This is a genomic window from Colwellia sp. 6M3 (assembly GCF_014077595.1).
Taxonomy (GTDB): Bacteria; Pseudomonadota; Gammaproteobacteria; order Enterobacterales; family Alteromonadaceae; genus Cognaticolwellia.
In genome coordinates this window covers 31,925-50,910 of record NZ_JACGWF010000025.1, presented here as the reverse complement: position 1 = coordinate 50,910, position 18,986 = coordinate 31,925, and the positions used below count along the sequence as shown (strand labels likewise).

The 18,986-nt window shown below is 37.2% G+C and carries 15 protein-coding genes; 6 read left to right on the top strand and 9 right to left on the bottom strand.

The window, feature by feature from the left end; genetic code table 11:
- On the bottom strand, window positions 1–1,239 hold a 1,239-nt coding region (locus H4J50_RS07750), incomplete at its 3' end, for a YdiU family protein (RefSeq protein ID WP_182255498.1).
- A gap of 444 nt (window positions 1,240–1,683) precedes the next feature.
- Between H4J50_RS07750 and H4J50_RS07745 the strand changes: the two genes are divergently transcribed.
- The 4 genes from H4J50_RS07745 (at window position 1,684) to H4J50_RS07730 (ending at window position 5,779) form a co-directional block, all read left to right on the top strand.
- On the top strand, window positions 1,684–2,973 hold the full coding sequence (locus H4J50_RS07745) for a GGDEF domain-containing protein (protein WP_182255496.1): 1,290 nt from the start codon (window positions 1,684–1,686) through the stop codon (window positions 2,971–2,973).
- A gap of 126 nt (window positions 2,974–3,099) precedes the next feature.
- A complete protein-coding gene (ettA, locus tag H4J50_RS07740) occupies window positions 3,100–4,779 on the top strand; it encodes an energy-dependent translational throttle protein EttA (protein WP_108456983.1) in 1,680 nt (559 codons plus the stop codon).
- A gap of 106 nt (window positions 4,780–4,885) precedes the next feature.
- Window positions 4,886–5,245, top strand: a complete 360-nt coding sequence (locus H4J50_RS07735) for a PilZ domain-containing protein (RefSeq protein WP_108456984.1) — start codon at window positions 4,886–4,888, stop codon at window positions 5,243–5,245.
- A 36-nt stretch (window positions 5,246–5,281) separates the two neighbouring features.
- Window positions 5,282–5,779: a glycine cleavage system protein R gene (locus tag H4J50_RS07730; RefSeq protein ID WP_182255495.1), complete on the top strand. Its 498-nt coding sequence runs from the start codon at window positions 5,282–5,284 to the stop codon at window positions 5,777–5,779.
- Between the two features lie 220 nt (window positions 5,780–5,999).
- Here the strand turns inward: H4J50_RS07730 and H4J50_RS07725 are convergent, their stop codons facing one another.
- The 4 genes from H4J50_RS07725 to H4J50_RS07710 all read right to left on the bottom strand — a co-directional run bounded on the left by H4J50_RS07725 (window position 6,000) and on the right by H4J50_RS07710 (window position 10,400).
- Window positions 6,000–6,959: a PstS family phosphate ABC transporter substrate-binding protein gene (locus H4J50_RS07725; RefSeq protein ID WP_108456986.1), complete on the bottom strand. Its 960-nt coding sequence runs from the start codon at window positions 6,957–6,959 to the stop codon at window positions 6,000–6,002.
- Window positions 6,960–7,234: 275 nt separating this feature from the next.
- Window positions 7,235–8,521 carry a phosphate regulon sensor histidine kinase PhoR gene (phoR, locus tag H4J50_RS07720; RefSeq protein WP_182255494.1) on the bottom strand — a complete coding sequence of 429 codons (1,287 nt, stop codon included), beginning with the start codon at window positions 8,519–8,521 and terminating at the stop codon, window positions 7,235–7,237.
- Window positions 8,522–8,531: 10 nt separating this feature from the next.
- Window positions 8,532–9,233 carry a phosphate regulon transcriptional regulator PhoB gene (phoB, locus tag H4J50_RS07715; protein ID WP_182255493.1) on the bottom strand — a complete coding sequence of 234 codons (702 nt, stop codon included), beginning with the start codon at window positions 9,231–9,233 and terminating at the stop codon, window positions 8,532–8,534.
- A 240-nt stretch (window positions 9,234–9,473) separates the two neighbouring features.
- Complete coding sequence (locus H4J50_RS07710) at window positions 9,474–10,400, bottom strand: porin (protein ID WP_108456988.1); 927 nt, start codon at window positions 10,398–10,400, stop codon at window positions 9,474–9,476.
- Between the two features lie 325 nt (window positions 10,401–10,725).
- Here H4J50_RS07710 and H4J50_RS07705 point away from each other — a divergent pair, with 325 nt between their 5' ends.
- Both H4J50_RS07705 and rdgC read left to right on the top strand, forming a co-directional pair.
- Window positions 10,726–12,483 carry a sensor histidine kinase gene (locus tag H4J50_RS07705; protein ID WP_108456989.1) on the top strand — a complete coding sequence of 586 codons (1,758 nt, stop codon included), beginning with the start codon at window positions 10,726–10,728 and terminating at the stop codon, window positions 12,481–12,483.
- 113 nt (window positions 12,484–12,596) lie between these two features.
- On the top strand, window positions 12,597–13,517 hold the full coding sequence (gene rdgC / locus H4J50_RS07700; protein ID WP_182255492.1) for a recombination-associated protein RdgC: 921 nt from the start codon (window positions 12,597–12,599) through the stop codon (window positions 13,515–13,517).
- An 85-nt stretch (window positions 13,518–13,602) separates the two neighbouring features.
- Here rdgC and H4J50_RS07695 read toward each other — a convergent pair whose 3' ends face one another.
- The 4 genes from H4J50_RS07695 to ptsP form a co-directional block, all read right to left on the bottom strand.
- Window positions 13,603–14,442, bottom strand: a complete 840-nt coding sequence (locus H4J50_RS07695) for an HDOD domain-containing protein (RefSeq protein WP_182255491.1) — start codon at window positions 14,440–14,442, stop codon at window positions 13,603–13,605.
- 290 nt (window positions 14,443–14,732) lie between these two features.
- On the bottom strand, window positions 14,733–15,566 hold the full coding sequence (locus H4J50_RS07690) for a thymidylate synthase (protein ID WP_108456992.1): 834 nt from the start codon (window positions 15,564–15,566) through the stop codon (window positions 14,733–14,735).
- Between the two features lie 167 nt (window positions 15,567–15,733).
- The gene (locus H4J50_RS07685; protein ID WP_182255490.1) at window positions 15,734–16,528 is read right to left on the bottom strand and encodes a sulfite exporter TauE/SafE family protein; all 795 of its coding nucleotides are present in this window, start codon (window positions 16,526–16,528) and stop codon (window positions 15,734–15,736) included.
- Between the two features lie 47 nt (window positions 16,529–16,575).
- A complete protein-coding gene (ptsP, locus tag H4J50_RS07680) occupies window positions 16,576–18,855 on the bottom strand; it encodes a phosphoenolpyruvate--protein phosphotransferase (protein WP_108456994.1) in 2,280 nt (759 codons plus the stop codon).
- Between the last annotated feature and the right edge of the window lie 131 nt (window positions 18,856–18,986).

Here is an 18,986-nt window from a genome sequence, read left to right as displayed (position 1 = left end):
CCATAAAGAATTATCATCAGGTAAATCAGCTAAACGACGGTAAAAAATAGTCATATCGGTTTCGATCATCATTAATATTTTTTCAAGATCAAAAAATAAACTTAATTCTTCCTTATTCGCCCCTTCACTAGGTTTCACCGAAGACAGTTCAATACCTAATTTGGCTGCCATCATTTGCTGCCACTGTTGTTGGTAATTTTCAGAAAACTTATTTAAGGCATTTTCTAAAGGCTCAGCATCATTTATTAATGGGAATATAGCGTTAGCTAATTGAAACAAATTCCATTGTGCTATTTCGGCTTGTACACCAAAGCGATAGCGCTTGCCATTCGCATCGGTAGTATTGGGGGTCCAATTTAAGTCAAAATTATCAATCCACCCGTAAGGCCCATAATCAATGGTTTCACCAATAATCGACATATTATCGGTATTCATTACGCCGTGCACAAAACCAACTCGCATCCAATCAACCATCAGTTTGCATGTTCTGTCACATACTTCATTAAACCATGCCAGATAAGTTTCGGCGCTTGGTGCACCTAAGTGTGGAAAATCTCGTTCGATAACATAATCAACTAATTGTGTTAACAAGCTTAGATCTTTTCTGGATGAAGGTAATTGAAAACTGCCAAATCGAATAAACGATGAGGATACACGACAAACCACGGCACCAGGCTCTGCCTTAGCATGACCGTCATAAAACATATCTCTAACCACGTTGTCACCCGTGAGTGATAAACTTAACGCTCGTGTGGTGGCAACCCCTAAATGAAACATAGCTTCCGAACAAAGAAACTCTCGAACCGACGAACGTAAAACAGCAAAACCATCTGCCGTACGTGAATAAGGTGTAGGCCCTGCACCTTTAAGCTGCAAAGTTTTATGACCACTATTTGGCGTCAACACTTCAGTAAGATTAATTGCTCGTCCATCACCTAACTGCCCCGCCCAATGACCAAATTGATGACCGCCATAACACATAGCAAACGGTTTCATATCTGTTAACAAACCATTCCCAGAAAATAACTGTAAAAAATCAGTTGAATGTATTTGTTGCTCATTTAAACCAATTTGCTGTGCAACACTTTCACTGTAGGCGATTAAAGTCGGCATTGCCGTTTTTTTAGGTTCAACAAAAGAATAAGCCGACGTAACTTGTCGTGGGTAATTTTGTATAACACCATCAGGGGAAAAAGTAGCAGTAAATTTATTATCTAAGGTAAATGTAATAACGGACAAAGGGATCAACACTCTCTATTAAGCAAGATAGACAGTATCGACCCTACACCTCTCAAATTCAACTCTAAGCTTAAAAAATGATACTTGCGTAATTACAGTTTATAAATTTTAATTAATAGCATGGGTGAAAGTTAGTGGTGTTGCTATTTGGTTTGTCTCATACCTGCTTAATAACTGTGTGATAGCTAAGTAAAACCTACATAACTGAATTTGTGCATTTAAATACGATTTATATCAATTGAAATATCAGCTGCTAATTTTACTTGGCTTTATTTAATAAATTTAATTTGCAATTTAGTACCATTAAGTCGATATTAATTAACTGTCTGAAAACTTCAGGGGAAGTGTTTTTTTCATGACAAGTCACTAATTGTTAATAGCCTGTAAATTAAGTGTCGAAGGGAAAATCGAAAGGGTTAAAAAATAACAGTGGTGGAATTACGTATGACGTATAAAAACAATAATACAGAGACGTTATTGCAGCAAATTTCAATAATGTCTAATGTGCTCGATAATATCGGCTCATATGTTTATAGCAAAGATTTAGACAGAAATTATACCTACGTTAATGCTAACGTAGAGGCTTTATTTCAAACGCCTGCAAAAGATATTATCGGTAAAGACGACTCTCATTTTTTTGATTTAGATATACTTGACGGCTTATTAGAAAGTGATAATAAAGTTATTAATGAAAATGTCACCTTGTCCATCGAGGAAGAGAATGTCATTAAATCTACTGGTAAAATTAATACCTATCAAACCATCAAGACCCCTCTCCATAACGCAGCGGGTAATGTTGTAGGTCTTTCAGGAATTTCGACAGACATTACAATACAAAAAACACTCGAAGCAGATAACCAAAATCAAAAGCATTTACTCGACGTTGTATTAAACAATGTTGATGCCTACATTTATATGAAAGATGCCAATAGGCGCTACCGGTATGTCAATAGTCGTGTCGCTGAGCTTATCGGCCTACCCGCAGAAGAAATTATTGGCAAACTCGATTTTGAAGTTGTTCCGCCTAAATATGCCGAACACTTTTGGACGAATGACAAAACTGTTTTCGAGCAGAATCAAAAAGTAGTGATGAGTGAAACATTAGAAGATTCAGACAATAAAGTTCATCATTACCTTAGTACAAAAGTACCTTTCCAGTTGAAAGGAGATCTACAAACCATGATCGCCTTTTCTACTGATGTTACTGAACTATATCAATTAAAAGAAAAGTTTGAACAACTCGCTAATACTGACGAATTAACCGGTATTTATAACCGACGTTATTTCTTTGAAAATGCCAAGCGAGAATTTAATCGAGCTAAAAGACATCAACAAGAGCTGGTTGTTATTTCACTAGATGTTGATCATTTTAAAGCAGTAAATGATCACCACGGTCACCCAGTCGGTGATCAGGTGCTGGTGAAAATTGCGCAAATAATCACTAAAACGATAAGGTCAGAGGATATATTTGCCCGAATTGGTGGTGAAGAGTTTTCAATTTTACTTCCTAACATCACCAAAACCGAAAGCTTACAAGCTGCAGAAAGGCTTCGTGAACTATTAGATGACAACGCGATTATCATCAACGATATAGAGTTACCGATAAAAATCAGCCTTGGAGTTTCGGTAATAAAGGCAGCCGACACTTGCTTTCAAGACCTTTATTCTCGATCTGATAGGGCATTATATAAAGCCAAGTCTCATGGTCGTAATCATGTTTATTTAATGGATTAACATACCACTCTAAAGCACAGCACAATTATCACTCTATATGCGTGAGTCAATAAAACCTCATTGCCAACAAGGTAGCTATTAACCTAGAATAGCTACCATTCTTATCCTGTTTTAAAAAGGCTTTCCATGGCACAACCATTACCAGATAAATTCATTATGTCGATGAACCGCGTTTCCAAAGTGGTTCCTCCTAAACGTACAATATTAAAAGACATATCACTTTCCTTCTTTCCTGGTGCAAAAATTGGTGTACTTGGTCTAAATGGCTCGGGTAAATCAACTTTACTTCGCATTATGGCTGGCCTAGACACTGAATTTGAAGGTGAAGCAAAAGCACTTGCAGGCACTAACATTGGCTACTTGCCACAAGAGCCAATATTAGATGAAGCAAAAACTGTCCGTGAAATTGTAGAAGAAGCAGTTTCTGAAGTGAAAAATGCCATGGCTCGTTTAGATCAAGTTTATGCAGAATATGCAGAACCTGATGCTGACTTTGACGCATTAGCAAAAGAGCAAGGTCAATTAGAAGATATTATAAATAGCCAAGACGGACATAATATTGACAATGTTTTAGAGCGTGCCGCCGATGCTTTACGTTTACCTGAATGGGAACAAAAAATTGGTGTGCTTAGTGGTGGTGAACGTCGTCGTGTTGCCCTTTGTCGCTTGTTACTACAAAAGCCTGACATGTTATTGCTTGATGAGCCAACCAACCATTTAGATGCAGAATCTGTGGCGTGGTTAGAACGATTTTTACATGATTACCCTGGCACTGTTGTGGCAATTACCCATGATAGATATTTCCTAGATAATGTTGCAGGCTGGATATTAGAACTTGATAGAGGCCATGGTATTCCTTATGAAGGTAATTACTCTTCATGGTTAGAGCAAAAAAATGCGCGTCTTGAGCAAGAAAGTAAAAGTGAAAGTGCGCTACAAAAAACCATTAAGCAAGAACTTGAATGGGTGCGCTCAAACCCTAAAGCTCGTCAATCAAAAAGCAAAGCCCGTATGGCACGTTTTGAAGAGCTTAACAGCCAAGATCATCAAAAACGTAATGAAACAAACGAGTTATACATTCCGCCGGGTCCTCGCTTAGGCGATAAAGTATTAGATGTTAATAACTTAACTAAATCTTTTGGCGACAGAGTGTTGATTGATGATTTAAGCTTTAGCGTTCCTAAAGGTGCTATCGTCGGTATTATCGGGCCAAACGGTGCTGGTAAATCAACTTTATTCAAAATAATGTCAGGTGCTGAACAACCAGACTCAGGTAATGTAGAACTTGGTGATACAGTAAAACTTGCCAGCGTAGATCAGTTCCGTGATGACATGGATAACAGCAAAACAGTTTACCAAGAGATATCACAAGGCCATGAAATTTTAAATATTGGTACCTTTGAAATTCCAAGCCGTGCTTATGTCAGCCGATTTAACTTTAAAGGTAATGATCAGCAAAAAATTATTGGTGACTTATCTGGTGGTGAGCGAAATCGCGTGCATTTAGCCAAATTAGTGCAAACAGGCGGTAATGTATTATTACTCGATGAGCCAACCAATGACTTGGATGTTGAAACCTTACGTGCGCTTGAAGAAGCGTTATTAGAGTTTCCAGGTTGTGCAATGGTTATTTCACATGATCGCTGGTTCCTTGATCGTATTGCTACGCATATTCTTGACTACCGTGATGAAGGTCAAATCAACTTCTATGAAGGTAACTATACTGAATATGAAGAATGGATGAAAAAAACCTATGGCGCCGAAGCGACCCAACCACACCGTATAAAATATAAAAAAATTGGTTAACTAATTAGTTAACAACAAGATAAAGGCACCTTAATCTATTAATTAAGGTGCCTTTTTGCTAAAAGCGAGCTATGCTAAATAAATCACTTTGTCATAAATACCTCTCATGAAAAATAGACGTCAATTTACGCGAATACTTTTCTCTATGCAGGCTGAGCTAGCCATCGACCAGCAGTCGTTGCGTGTCAATATTCAAGATATATCTTTAAACGGCGCATTACTTTGTGCTGACACTCAAGGAATAGTTTTCTCAAAAAAATTGGGATTACTCTCATTTAGATTAAATCAAGCTGATAGCAAAATTATGATGAATGTTGTTGTTGTCCATCAAGAGAGTAATAATATTCGAGTGCAATGTAATGGTATTGATATAGACAGCGTAAGTTCGTTACGTCGATTAATTGAACTTAATCTCGCAGACGATGAACAATTACACAAAGAACTTTCAAGACTGACCCGAAGTTAATTATTTTTACACTTAAAAAATTTCAAAGGATTTACCATGAACCATCTTATTATTTCTTTTATGACCGCAGATCGTCCCGGTATAGTTAAAGTTTTATCTGACTTAATTTCTGAACATAAAGCTAACTGGGAAAAATCAAGCTTACATCAAATTTCAGGTGTTTTTGCTGGTGTGGTAGAAATTGCTGTTCCTGCTGAAAACGCAACAGAATTAGCAGATAAACTTGCAATTTTGCCTGGCTTTAAAATGCAAATTGAACATGTACAGCAAGAAGTTTCTGCACCTGAAACCATACTCGTTTTAGAATTAACAGCAAATGATAGAGCAGGCATAGTACAAGAAATTTCGTCAACGATTCACCATCATGGTGGTAACTTACTAAAATTAGTCAGTACCCAAGAAATAGCACCACATGCTGGGCATGAATTATTCAAAGCAAAAGTGACTATATCTGTAGACAAAAACACCATAGATACCATGATAGATGCGCTTGAAAACCTCGCCGATGACTTAATGGTAGATATTTCTCGCTAAAAATAACCGACTGAACTTACTTTTAATAGTGGTTTTTATTACTTTCATAACAGCAGGTACTTAGTTTTGTCTGGAACAAAAAAACTGAAACACATTAACCTGTATGAAGGCACTAGTTCCTAGAATATCAGGATATTTTAGAAAGGTCTGAACATAAAAGTCCGCAACCTTTGCAGGTTGCGGACTTTTTTAATCTCGTTATTGCTTATGCGTTACATCGCTATAAACCTAACTTTTTAAACTCTTTTTCTACCACTGAAGCCGGTAAAGGAATATAGCCGTCTTTTTCTACAATGCTCTGTCCTGATTTTGACAACACCATTTTCAAAAACTCAGCTTCCATAGGAGCTAAAGGCTTATTAGGGTGTTTATTTACATACACATATAAAAAGCGTGAAAGTGGGTATGTTTTTGAAATAGCATTTTCCATGTTAGCTTCAATAAAGTTCTCACCTTTTTTCGACAATGGTAACGCTCGAACACCTGATGTTTTATATCCAATACCTGAGTAACCAATACCGTTCAATGAAGCAGAAACCGATTGAACAACAGATGCTGAACCCGGTTGTTCATTAACACTATTTTTAAAGTCACCTTTACATAAGGCTTTCTTTTTGAAGTAGCCGTAAGTGCCTGACACTGAGTTACGACCGTACAATTGAACATCTTTACCTGTCCATTCGCCGGTGAGACCTAAGTCACCCCAACGGTCGACATCTTTGTGAGCGCCACATTTACGATTGTTTGAAAAAATGGCATCGACTTGATCAATACGTAGGCCTTTAATTGGGTTATCTTTGTGAACAAAAACCGCTAAGGCATCAATAGCCACACGAACTGCTGTAGGTTTGTAGCCGTAACGTTTCTCAAATGCTTCAATTTCACGCGACTTCATCTTACGGCTCATAGGACCAAGGTTAGATGTTGCCTCTGTTAATGCTGGTGGAGCTGTTGAAGACCCAGCAGCTTGAATTTGTACGTTAACATTAGGATAAGTACGTTTAAACTCTTCCGCCCAAAAGGTCATCATATTGGCTAATGTATCTGAGCCAACAGACGAAACATTGCCTGAAACACCACTTACTTTTTTATAGATTGGTAAATCACTATCAACTGCAAATGCAGAAAAATTGATAAGGGTAGATAAACCAATAACGCTTAATGTACGCTTTAAACTCATGTTACTCTCCGAGAGAAATATAATTAATTTGAGAACACTATAGAAAGTGAATATGACAATAATAAGTAAAGTTTATGACACTTGTATGACAAGCCTTAATAATTTGTCATCGCAACAAGCATTATTGTAAAAGTGTTAGAAACTTTCAGACATGCAGATTTACAGAAAATAAACAAAACATTGAATAAGGTTAGTGTGGGTGTTTTTTATGTGCTTGAGGGATATTTGATAAAAGCAGCGAAAATTCACTAGCCACTAAAATAAAATTAACGATGTTATAAGGTTTTAAAAAAAATAATAAATTCACTACCTTGTTGCCAATCACTCTCAATAGAAAGTTCACCATGGTGATGATTCAATACATGCTTAACTATTGCTAATCCTAACCCTGAGCCACCCGTATTTCGTGAGCGAGATTTATCAACGCGGAAAAATCGTTCAGTTAACCGATTAACATGCTCTGGTTTAATGCCTGGGCCATTGTCTTTAACACTAAAACGTATTTTATTACCATCAATTCGCAGTGTTACATCAATAACGCCATTTTCAGGAGTATAGGCAATCGCATTAGAAAGTAAATTTAAACAGGCACTTTTTAATTCGTGTTCATTACCTTCAAGGCTTATATCTGGTGCTATATCACTGTGAATAACATGCTTTTTCTCTTGATTTAACCATTGCGCATCTTCAACTATTGTTAAGATTAAGCGTGACAAGTCAACTTGATGATGATTATCAGAATCAACATTATTTTCAACTCTTGATAATACCAATAGTTGTTCAACCAACCGATCCATGCGAGATACTTGTGTTTCAATCGTTGAAAAAGCTTTTTGCCAATGAGGCTCTAATGCACTATCACTTGCTTGCACCATTTCGACATAACCTCGTACTACGGTTAATGGTGTTTTTAGCTCATGAGACACATTAGCGACAAAGTCACGGCGCATTTCTTCAAGTCGTTGAATTTTACTGATATCGCGCGCTAATAATAAAATTTGATCACTACCGTAAGCCATCATTCGCAATTCAAGCTGTAGTTCAGTGTTTATCGGTGAAATGATCAAACAGGGACTTTCGAAGTCGCCATCTTCTAAATATTTTGAAAATTCAGGAAATCGAATCAAGTTATCAATACGTTGACCAACATCACCCGGCCAACGAACACCCAAAAGCTGGGAAGCTTTTTTATTTCCCCATAAAATATTGAGTTCATGTGACAGTACTAATGCAGCATCGGGTAATGCTTCTGCACCATCACGAAATTTTCGAATACGCTCATTTAATTGTTTTTGCTTTTGACGTTGCTTACGAATTCGTCGGTAAAGACCATCATATATTCTGCCCCATACGCCATTAGCTTGTGGCGGAGATATTGACTTCCCTTGCCACAACCACTGAATTAATTTAAATAAATGGCTGTAATGCCAAGCAAGCAAACCTATGGTTACCAGGCTGACAACCAAAAATGTTTGGCCAATTAAATAACCTACAATAGCACTGGCAATAAGCCCACTAATAATACGGGTTAAAAGTGCGCGAGCTGTAATGCGAAAATACATATATTAGTAACTAACCTGAGGTTTTAATTTTGCCAGAGAAGCGATATCCCGAGCCTCTAACTGTCTGAATAAATTCTTCGTGCCCATGACCAGTAATTGCTTTGCGTAAACGGCGTATATGCACATCAACCGTTCTATCTTCAACATACACATTAGTTCCCCATACATTGTCTAATAACTGTTCTCGACTATACACACGCTCAGTGTGGGTCAAAAAGAAATGTAACAAACGAAACTCTGTCGGCCCCAGTTCGAGGGCTGTATCATTAATTGATACACGATGAGCCACAGGGTCTAAGGTAATGCCATGAAAATCGATGGTTTCTTCTAATGCTGTTGGTGCAACTCTTCGAATTACCGCTTTAATCCGTGCAATTAATTCTTTCGGTGAAAATGGCTTCGTAACATAGTCATCAATACCTGCGTCAAAGCCTTTAACTTTATCATCTTCATCGGCTCTTGCCGTTAACATGATAATAGGAATGGAGCGAGTGTATTCATTTTGCTTTAATGACTTGGCTAACTTAACACCTGTACCACCTGGTAGCATCCAATCAAGTAAGATTAAATCAGGATATGGCTCTTTAATTTTAGCTTGTGCTTGTTCTATTGTTTCAGCTTCTATGGCATTGAAACCATTTTGCTCTAACACAAAAGTTATCATTTCCCTTATTGCTGCTTCGTCTTCAACAACCAATATTTGTCTATTCATGCATCCGTCCTAATAGCCTAATCGTATAATGAACATTGTGATAAATAAATATGACAGTTTCATGACAAAGGCAAAAATATAGCTAAAATCCCTTAGCCCAATTGATAAATTGGATAGCATCATGATCAACGATACAAAACAAATAGGCAAGAAAAAAGCCGCTAAATGCGGCTTTATCACAATGAAACATAGTTTAAAGTATGTTCACTTAATAACTTAATGAAAAAGTCACCATCAAGATTAAAAGTTATATTCAATGCCGGCAGCTAAATAATTTTGGTCTTCGCCACTGTCCATATCAAAGGTAGTGTAAAAGGTGTATAGCTTTGTGCTTTTTGCTAGTGAATAATCAGCACCAACAGTAATACCTGATTTATCATCGCCGTCTTTAAAGTCAGCAGCTTGGTATTGGCCCTTAAAGGTTACTTTATCCATTTTATATTTTGCTGACACCATGAAACCGTCCATTTCATTGCTGCCGTCTATTGCTTCTTGAGTCTGTAACATTGCACCTAATACCACACCAGATACTTTACCCTGCACTGTCGCGCGTGTAATGTCATAACCTTTCACATCTGAATCAACGGCAACAGATGCAAATATATTTGTTTTTTTCAGTTTAGCATCACCGTAAAATACGGCAATCGAAACACCGTCATCGGCATCTACAGCATCTTCAGCAATATAAGTAACACCTACTTGAAAGTTACTAAATTTAGGCGATTTATAAGAAAGCGTATCAGCCATGCGGTTTTCACCTTTCCATAAGCTTTTAATATCGCCATTTAAATCACTAAATAAATCAACTTTACCTTGTGATTGCTTAAGCATTGTATCGTTTTTACCCAATAATACTTCACCAAAGCTACCCGCTAGGCCAACATACTGGTTACGGTCAGTAATGCTGTCACCTGAGTCACTATCACCATCTAAGTCAACTTGAAACTCAGCTTTATAAAGTACCGTTAAACCATCACCTAGGTCATGTGAGCCTTTAAGGCCAATACGAGAAGCGTTACTTTTTACTTCAGTAAACGATCCTTCACCCTCATCAGAAGATTGAAGAGAAAGATTTGCTTTACCGTAGACTTCAACATCAGCTGCAAATGCCGACATAGATAAAGTAGACAATAAAACGACAGCGATTTTGTTGTAAGTGTGTTTCATGTTAGTACCTTTATAAATTTAAGTATGGCCAAAAAATAATTGCGGCTATATTGCCAAACCTTTATGACACTATTGTGACACAAGGAATTATTTTCTCATCAATTTGTTAAAAAAATTATAAATTATTGATAACTACTCGTATAACTAAAACAAAATGTAATATTTCTTAGGAAATATGCTGTCTAATACCGTATATTAAAATATCTAGCATAAGGAATTAGGGAATATTTCCTTCCTAATATATTGACCACATAGCTGAATGAAAAAGGTGCAACACTTTTAAAAGCAGTTAAAATCAATAAATACTTAATAAAAGAATTATTTAATGAAATTAAACAGTTTGTCACGAAAGCTCCTTACACGCGTATTGTCATTTTACTTTGTACTGACATTTATCGTTACTTGCGTACAAATTGGTGCCGAATATATTAATACTAAAAATCACATTGCAAGTGAGCTACTTACGTTAGAAAAAACCTTCAGTGGCAGCTTAACTCGTGCGGTATGGGAACTTAACACCCAGCAAGCAGTATCGATTGCCGAAGGTTTAGTCGCTATTCCCATGATTAAAGGCATTACGGTTACCGATGAAAATAACTCTATTATTGCCCAGTTAGGTGTTGCAACAGGAGAAGATAACCTCTTTATAGAGTCGGTAAACGAAGGGGAAAGTGATAACGATCAAAAATATTTTAATGTCAGTTCTCACAATACTGGATTATTTGGGCATACTTTCCCATTGATTTTTGAATTTTCAGGTCGCACCACTAAAGTTGGCTCAGTAACTTTATTATCCAGTAATGAAGTGATATTTAATCGCATACAAGTTGGTATTTATTTTCTCATTGGTAATGCAATGGTTAAAACCGCAGCGCTTGTATTGTTATTTTCTTTAGCCTTTTCAAGCCTGCTAACTAATCCACTCAACGAATTAACTGAGCAAATCAACCAATTTGATATCGATGATCCTGAAGCCTCTAAATTGCATGTCATTAATTATGAGAATAATGAATTAAGTATTCTGCAAAATGCCTATAACAACCTCATCGATGAACTTGTGATTTACAAAGAGAAACTGGCCGTTACACAAAGTAAAGTTATTTCAGCTAACAGTAAGTTAGATGAACAAAACTTAATGTTAGAACAAGAAGTAGCTCGCAAAACATCCTCACTTAGCACTACCATGTTAAAAATGGAAATACAGCAACGTGAATTGTTAGATCAACAACAAAAACTGCAAGCTGAAAATAGTCGCAGAAGTATCACCGAAAAAACACTCTTAGAAACAAATCATGAATTAAAAGGTTCAATAATTGAATTAAAAAAAGCGCAAGAGCGATTACTTGATGCAGAAAAAATGGCCGTACTAGGCACGATGTCGGCAGAAGTTACTCATGAAATTAATACGCCAATTGGCGTCAGTATAACCTCAACAACTTACCTAGCAGATTTATTGATTAAACTTAAAGCTGACATTGAAAATAATAAACTCTCTAAACGTGAGCTTAACGATTTCACCGACAACTCACAGCAAGGCCTAAATTTACTGCTCAATAATCTCGAGCGTGCATCTGATTTAGTTACTAGCTATAAACAAGTTGCCGTTGATCAAATTAGTGAAAAAATTCGTCAAATTAACTTGGCCAAATACCTCGATGAAATTATTCACTCACTGCATCCTAAGTTGAAAAAAACCAATCACACGATTAAGGTAAATTGTCCAAGTGACGCTGAGATATATTGCCATGCAGGTGCTATTTCTCAAATATTTACTAATCTCATCATTAATTCAGTACTCCATGGTTTTAAAAATATCAATCGAGGAGAAATCACTATAACGGTGCAATTTAATGGTGAACAAATTCATATTGTTTACAAAGACAACGGTCACGGTTTATCTGAGCATCAATTAGCCCATTTGTTTGACCCATTTTTTACTACGGAATCTGGCAAAGGCGGTACAGGCTTAGGCACACATATAGTTCATAACCTTGTTACCGACACTTTGGGTGGCATTATTCATGCTAGTTCTGTCGTTGACAAAGGTTTAACTTACGAAATTAAGTTTAATAATATGCGCTAAATGCTCAGGGAGCAGCAAGATTAATCTAAGGCGTGCGTGATCGAAATAAGTACGGTAATATAGCCCTCGTTTTTCAATTATTCGCCCACTGTAATAGGGCAAGGATTATCTTAATGTGGTTTAAAAACCTTTACTTTTTTGCCTTTACCCGCCCTTTTGAATGTTCTGAAGAAGATTTAGAGAAACAATTATCTGAGCATTTATTTACTCCTTGCGCATCAACTGAGCAATCTCATTTTGGCTGGGTTAATGCACTCGGCAAGCATGGTGACACAACAGTACACGCCGTAAATGGTAATTACTTATTATGTGCTCGCAAAGAAGAAAAAATTCTCCCTGCTCCTGTTGTTAAAGACATGATCGAGCAAAAAATAGCACAATTAGAAGCAGAACAATCTCGCGGCGCTACAAAAAAAGAAAAAGAGCAATTTAAAGAAGATATTATCTTTGAGTTATTACCCCGCGCTTTTTCTCGCTACAGTGACACTCGTGCTTATATCAACCCTGTTCACAACCTTATTGTTATTGACACCAGTAGTAGAGGTAAAGCTGAAGACTTTTTAGCACTTTTACGTAAATCACTAGGTACATTGCCAGTAACAACACCATCACCTGAAAAAGCACCTGATGAACTTATGACTGAATGGTTAGTTGAAAGTAACCTAGGCGCTAATTTTCAATTAGGTATGGAAGCTGAGTTTAATGCTTTAGGTGATGACGGTGCTGTGGTTCGTGTTAAAAATCAAGATTTAACATCAGAAGAAATCAAAGCCCATTTAGATGCCGATAAGTATGTTGTAAAAGTTGCACTAGAGTGGGATGAATCATTGTCATTTATCTTATGTGATGACTTAGCGATTAAACGCCTGAAGTTTTATGATGTTATTCAAGAGCAAAATGATGATATTGATAGTGACGATGTTGTCGCTAAACTTGATGCTGACTTTGCTTTAATGGCAGGCGAATTAAACCGCTTTATAGATAATTTATTAGCTGAATTTTCACTTAAAGCCAGTGATTATTTAGAAGCATAATTAGCGACGTTTTAAAGATATACTCTGCTAACTAAAAAGGCGCTAAATAGCGCCTTTTTCAATATCTATAGCAGAGATATAAGTGTTAAAACATTGATTTAGCTTTTGCTAACCTATCACTAAAATCTTCTGAGGCCATAAAGTTCAAGTTTGGTAAAATACCTTTATCAACATAGCTTCTAAGCAAAAACTCTTGTGTTGACTCATTTTTAAATATCGTATGATAAACAGCACCTGCTCGAATAAAATCAATATAATGCGCGTTTTTGGGTAGCACGCTTAAATCATTCCAGGTCATCACTAATTCACTGTAATCTTCAGAAAACTCCCAAGCTTTTGTCATTTCAGCGGCAATTTCATTAGAGAACTTAATAATCGCTTTGTTCAAAAAAGCAGGGTTTGCAAATACTTCAGGGTGCCCTTCTGCTTCGGTTAATATTGGCAACACACCAATATTATGAATAAGTGCTGCTAAAGTTAATGTTTCAAGAGTGAGTTCTGATTGCTTATTTTTCTGTAAATAAAGTGTCATCAGTGCAATAGCAACCGAAGCAACATCAACAGTTTTACGCCAAGACTTTTGCATATAGTCAGAAATAAAATGGTTGTTGGAAACAAACATTTGCTCAATAGCCATAGCTGTAGCAATATTTTTAATTTGTCTTAAACCGATACGAGTAACGGCTTTAGCTACGGACTCCACTTTAACTTCTCGCCCAAAAGCAGCACTATTTGCCACCTTTAAAACACCTAAAGAAAGCGCCGCATCATGGCTGATAATTTCACTCATTTTCATTAGACTAATATCGGGGTCGTCTGCTGCTTGTCTTACTTTCAATGCCACTTCAGGTAAAGTTGGCAGCACTAACGCATCTTGTCTTATTTTTTCTATGAGTATGATATAAAGTGCGTTTTCTGCGCCCATAAAGGTTACCTACGAGTAAAGTTAAGATACAGCTATTGATACAATACATTTACAGTACATTGAAAACTAAGCAATTAAAAGTATATTTTTTAACCTCTAACTTTAAGCGGAAAATACCATGGGTTCGCCATCATAAATATGGCATTGAGAGTCATACAGATAATATAAATAACCTAACGTCTTCTCTGTACATCATGAATTGTGATGATAATGATAGGAATCTTAAAATAAAAAAGAGTGCTTAAATGCACTCTTTCTCTAATGTTTTTTGCAACCAATGTTGAAATCAACTATACCGATATCGCCGCTTTAATATGAGCATGAGATTGATAATTTTGTAGTTCAAAATCTTCAAATGTAAAATCGAAAATACTTTTTACTGCAGGGTTAATCCACATACTAGGTAAAGGCAAAGGCTCGCGAGATAACTGTTCGTCTACTTGCTCAAGATGGTTTAAATACAAATGCGCGTCACCAAATGTATGCACAAAATCGCCTAACTCCAAATCACAAACTTGTGCGATCATCATCGTAAATAAGGCATAGCTTGCAATATTAAATGGTACGCCCAGAAAAATATCAGCGCTGCGTTGATATAGCTGACAGCTTAACTTGCCATTAAGTACATAAAACTGGAACAAGGTGTGACAAGGCGGCAAAGCTTGTTTGCCTATTTCAGCATTAGCATCAGGGCTTATCGATGTGTCAGGAAGTAAAGCTGGGTTCCAAGCCGTAATAATGTGTCGACGTGAGTCTGGATTGTTTTTCAAATCGTCAATTAATTGCGCTAATTGGTCTATAGTTTCGCCATTTTGCGCTGGCCAGTTTCGCCATTGTACACCGTATACAGGGCCAAGTTCACCATCTTTTGTTGCCCAAGCATCCCAAATTTTAACACCATTTTGCTTTAAGTATTCGATATTCGACTCACCCTTAATAAACCATAATAACTCATGAATTATTGATTTAAGGTGGCATTTTTTTGTTGTAACTAACGGAAAACCCTTGGCAAGATCAAAACGCATTTGATAACCAAATATACTTTTTGTACCTGTACCAGTACGATCAGATTTTTCAACCCCTTCGTCTCTGACATGACGCATTAAATCAAGATATGCTTTCACTAGGTTTTCCTTAAATGTTATTAATAACAGCAGATATTTACTGCCAAAATGCAGAGTAAAATGAAACGTTCAACACCGCGTTGCAATAATGACAGTTTATCAGCACTTAGTACTTTTTTGCACAAATTTGTCGACAAATTATTATCATATAAAGCAGTATTTTTTCGCTAATACCACATCATTTTAATGGCAACTAACATTAAAAATACTGCGAAGCCTTTTTTCAAATACGGTAAGGACAGTTTTGCCCCTGCTTTGACCCCTAGCGGGGCGAATAACGATGAGGTTAACACTATGCCTAATAATGCAGGTAAATAGATATACCCAACACTCCAAGGCGGCAGGTCACTTTGTCCCAAGCCTACAAACACGTAACCCAAAGTGCCAAATAGCGCGACAATAATGCCGCAAGCTGTTGCAACACCTATAGCTTGTCGCATAGAAAGTGAGTAATACATTAAAATAGGTACTAATATCGCACCACCTGCGATCCCCATCAAACTGGCTAAAACGCCAGTGAAAAGCCCAATGGATTGAAGCCACCATTTCGATGGCAATGGCACGCTACGTTCAACTTTAATCGATAGAAGCATGTAGAGGGCTAAAATGAGTACCGCAGTACCAAATATGTTTGTTAACGCATTTAATGACAGTAAATCAGCTAGAACAGCACCAAGTACCGCGCCAATAGCAACAGTTATCACCAGGCTTTTTGCTAATGGCCAAGGAATATTACCATTTTTGTGATGGGCAAAAGCGGCAGAGGTAGAGGTAAAAATAATTGAAGCTAAAGACGTTGCCAGTGCCATTGGAAATGACAGTTCTGCACTAATTCCTAAAAGCGGTAATAAGTAAACTAATACAGGTACAATGATCAGTCCGCCACCGATACCCAATAAACCAGCAAAAAATCCAACAATAGCGCCCAAAAATGCACAGGCAATAAAAACACTAGTAAACATCAACATCACTTGCGTTATATGGGTAAATTAAGCCTTTTGATAAGAAGTTATTGTAATCTGGCATGAATAAATTCTCCTAAACCTAATTGCACTAATTGCTCATGCATATAACTGTGCACTTCTGAGGTATTGGTTAACGTTAAAACTCGCTCTAAAATTTGATTTAATTCACGATATTCAACATGACGAATAACCCACTTTATTTTCGCAAGACTGTGTGCGCTCATACTTAAGTTTTTGTAACCCATAGCGATAAGTAAAATGGCACCTGTAGGTTCATTAGCCAACTCGCCACAAATGCTGATTGGCATATTTTGGGCTTGGCTTTTTTGGGCAATATAATGTAATGAACGTAAAACTGCTGGGTGGTAAAAGTCATATAAACTCGCTACACGGCTATTATTACGGTCAACAGCTAACAAATATTGTGTTAAGTCATTACTGCCCACAGAGAAAAAATCGACTTTATTCGCTAAATCTTCTAACTGAAAAATAATACCTGGCACCTCTATCATCACACCTACTTTAGGTCGGATGAGTGGGTCATTGTCATTGCAAAACAATTCTGCAGATAGCTCATAGTATGCTTGGTTAATTAATCGAATAGCTTCATCGACTTCGGTAATACTTGAGATCATAGGTAACATTATAGCTAAGTTACCAATACCATGGTTCGCTTTCATCATGGCACGTATTTGAACTAAGAATATTTCAGGGTGATCTAAGGTAATTCGAATACCACGCCAACCTAAAAAAGGGTTAGCTTCAATGATAGGAAAATATGGTAACGACTTATCGCCGCCTACATCCAAAGTACGCATGGTAACTGGCTTACCTTCAAATGATGCAAGAACATCTCGATATAACGCTGTTTGCTCAGACTCTGAAGGGAAGCAACTGCGATTCATAAAGGGTATTTCAGTGCGATACAAGCCTACACCATCTGCACCAACATTTTGAGAATATTCAAATCCTGCTGATAAACCTGCATTTATTAACAGGCTAACGCAAAAGCCATCTTTTGTAGTTGCGGGTAAATGTTCTGCTTCTTTTACTTGCGCGTTAAGTGCACTTTCTGCCAATAAAATATGGCGATATTCTTGTATTAACGCATCATTGGGCGTTACATAAAGCTGATAACCATAGCCGTCTAAAATAGCCTTTTTTTTATGTAACTGCCGAATAGTAAAGTAGTCAACGCCCATTATTGCAGGGATATTTAAAGCTTTCGCTAAAATAGCTGTATGAGAATTGTTAGAACCGGTAATTGAAACAATCCCTAATAAACCGAGGTGTTGATATTCTGCGAGCATTGTTGCACTAACATCTTCAGCAACCAGTATAAATTTTTTGGGTAACAGTTGCTCGGCTTCACTGAGATTTTGAATGTTGTTCAGTAAGCGATTGCCTAAGTCTTTAATGTCATATGCTCGCTCTCGCAAATACTCATCATCGAGAGCTTCAAATTGCATAACATAACTGTCTACAACCAGTTTCAAAGCGCTCTCAGCGTTAAAACCTTTATGTATTTTTGCGATAACCTCTGTTTTAAAACTATCACTCTCGAGTAAGTGTTTATAAACATCAAAAATATCAAGGCTGTTATCAGTGATGATCGCTTTGAGTTTTTCACTCATTTGAGTAAGATCGGCAACCGTTCGACTCACGGCATCATTAAATGTGGCGAGTTGTGGTTCAACTTTATCGGCTGTTTCTATCGCGATAGTTGCTAAATCAGCTTTAGGATGCACAACTACCATTTCTCCAATGGCAATACCTGGCGATCCGCCGATACCAGTAATATTTTTACCTATACCTTGACCGTTATTACTTAGCTCGATCATGCCCTGAGCTTCAACACTGGCTAATGCATTAGCCAATTGCGCAGATAGCGTGACTAAAAATGCTTCTTCGGTTTCGGTAAAAACACGCGCTTGCTCTTGTTGTACGGTTAATATGCCTAGCACTTTGCGCTGATGAATGATCGGCGTACCCAAAAAAGCTTTAAAACTTTCTTCTTCCACTTCCGGTGCATGGATAAAGTCTGGGTGCTGTTGTGCGTTGGCAATATTGATTGGCTCTTCACGTTGTCCAACAAGCCCAACTAAGCCTTCGGTAAAACCGACACTTGTGCGGCCAAAAGCATTTTCAGCTAATCCATTTGACGCCATTAAAATAAAGTGTTGTTTTTGATGGTCAGCCAAATAAACTGAACAACATTGAGTATGCAGAGCGGACTTAACCTGACTAACTAAGCGTAATAAGGCCTGATCAAGCTCTGATGCTTGACTAAACTCTAAAACTATTCGACGCAAAATAGTAAGCATTACCGTCCCTTTTAGTTCGTTCTTTGGTGATTCATGTTGATACCATACAAGCTAGTATGATTGGATTGATCTGTGCTAACTCTGCACAATTTACTGATGTTAAAGTTATTATCTATGATTATTCAATAATT

What these genes read in the sequence shown, in the direction of transcription:
- phoR (WP_182255494.1), bottom strand. Translation starts at nt 8,521, where the DNA reads ATGTATTTTCGCATTACAGCTCGCGCACTTTTAACCCGTATTATTAGT.
- H4J50_RS07710 (WP_108456988.1), bottom strand. Translation starts at nt 10,400, where the DNA reads ATGAAACACACTTACAACAAAATCGCTGTCGTTTTATTGTCTACTTTA.
- H4J50_RS07705 (WP_108456989.1), top strand. Translation starts at nt 10,726, where the DNA reads ATGAAATTAAACAGTTTGTCACGAAAGCTCCTTACACGCGTATTGTCA.
- ptsP (WP_108456994.1), bottom strand. Translation starts at nt 18,855, where the DNA reads ATGCTTACTATTTTGCGTCGAATAGTTTTAGAGTTTAGTCAAGCATCA.
- ettA (WP_108456983.1), top strand. Translation starts at nt 3,100, where the DNA reads ATGGCACAACCATTACCAGATAAATTCATTATGTCGATGAACCGCGTT.
- H4J50_RS07685 (WP_182255490.1), bottom strand. Translation starts at nt 16,528, where the DNA reads ATGTTTACTAGTGTTTTTATTGCCTGTGCATTTTTGGGCGCTATTGTT.
- phoB (WP_182255493.1), bottom strand. Translation starts at nt 9,233, where the DNA reads ATGAATAGACAAATATTGGTTGTTGAAGACGAAGCAGCAATAAGGGAA.
- H4J50_RS07730 (WP_182255495.1), top strand. Translation starts at nt 5,282, where the DNA reads ATGAACCATCTTATTATTTCTTTTATGACCGCAGATCGTCCCGGTATA.
- rdgC (WP_182255492.1), top strand. Translation starts at nt 12,597, where the DNA reads ATGTGGTTTAAAAACCTTTACTTTTTTGCCTTTACCCGCCCTTTTGAA.
- H4J50_RS07735 (WP_108456984.1), top strand. Translation starts at nt 4,886, where the DNA reads ATGAAAAATAGACGTCAATTTACGCGAATACTTTTCTCTATGCAGGCT.
- H4J50_RS07745 (WP_182255496.1), top strand. Translation starts at nt 1,684, where the DNA reads ATGACGTATAAAAACAATAATACAGAGACGTTATTGCAGCAAATTTCA.
- H4J50_RS07695 (WP_182255491.1), bottom strand. Translation starts at nt 14,442, where the DNA reads ATGGGCGCAGAAAACGCACTTTATATCATACTCATAGAAAAAATAAGA.
- H4J50_RS07725 (WP_108456986.1), bottom strand. Translation starts at nt 6,959, where the DNA reads ATGAGTTTAAAGCGTACATTAAGCGTTATTGGTTTATCTACCCTTATC.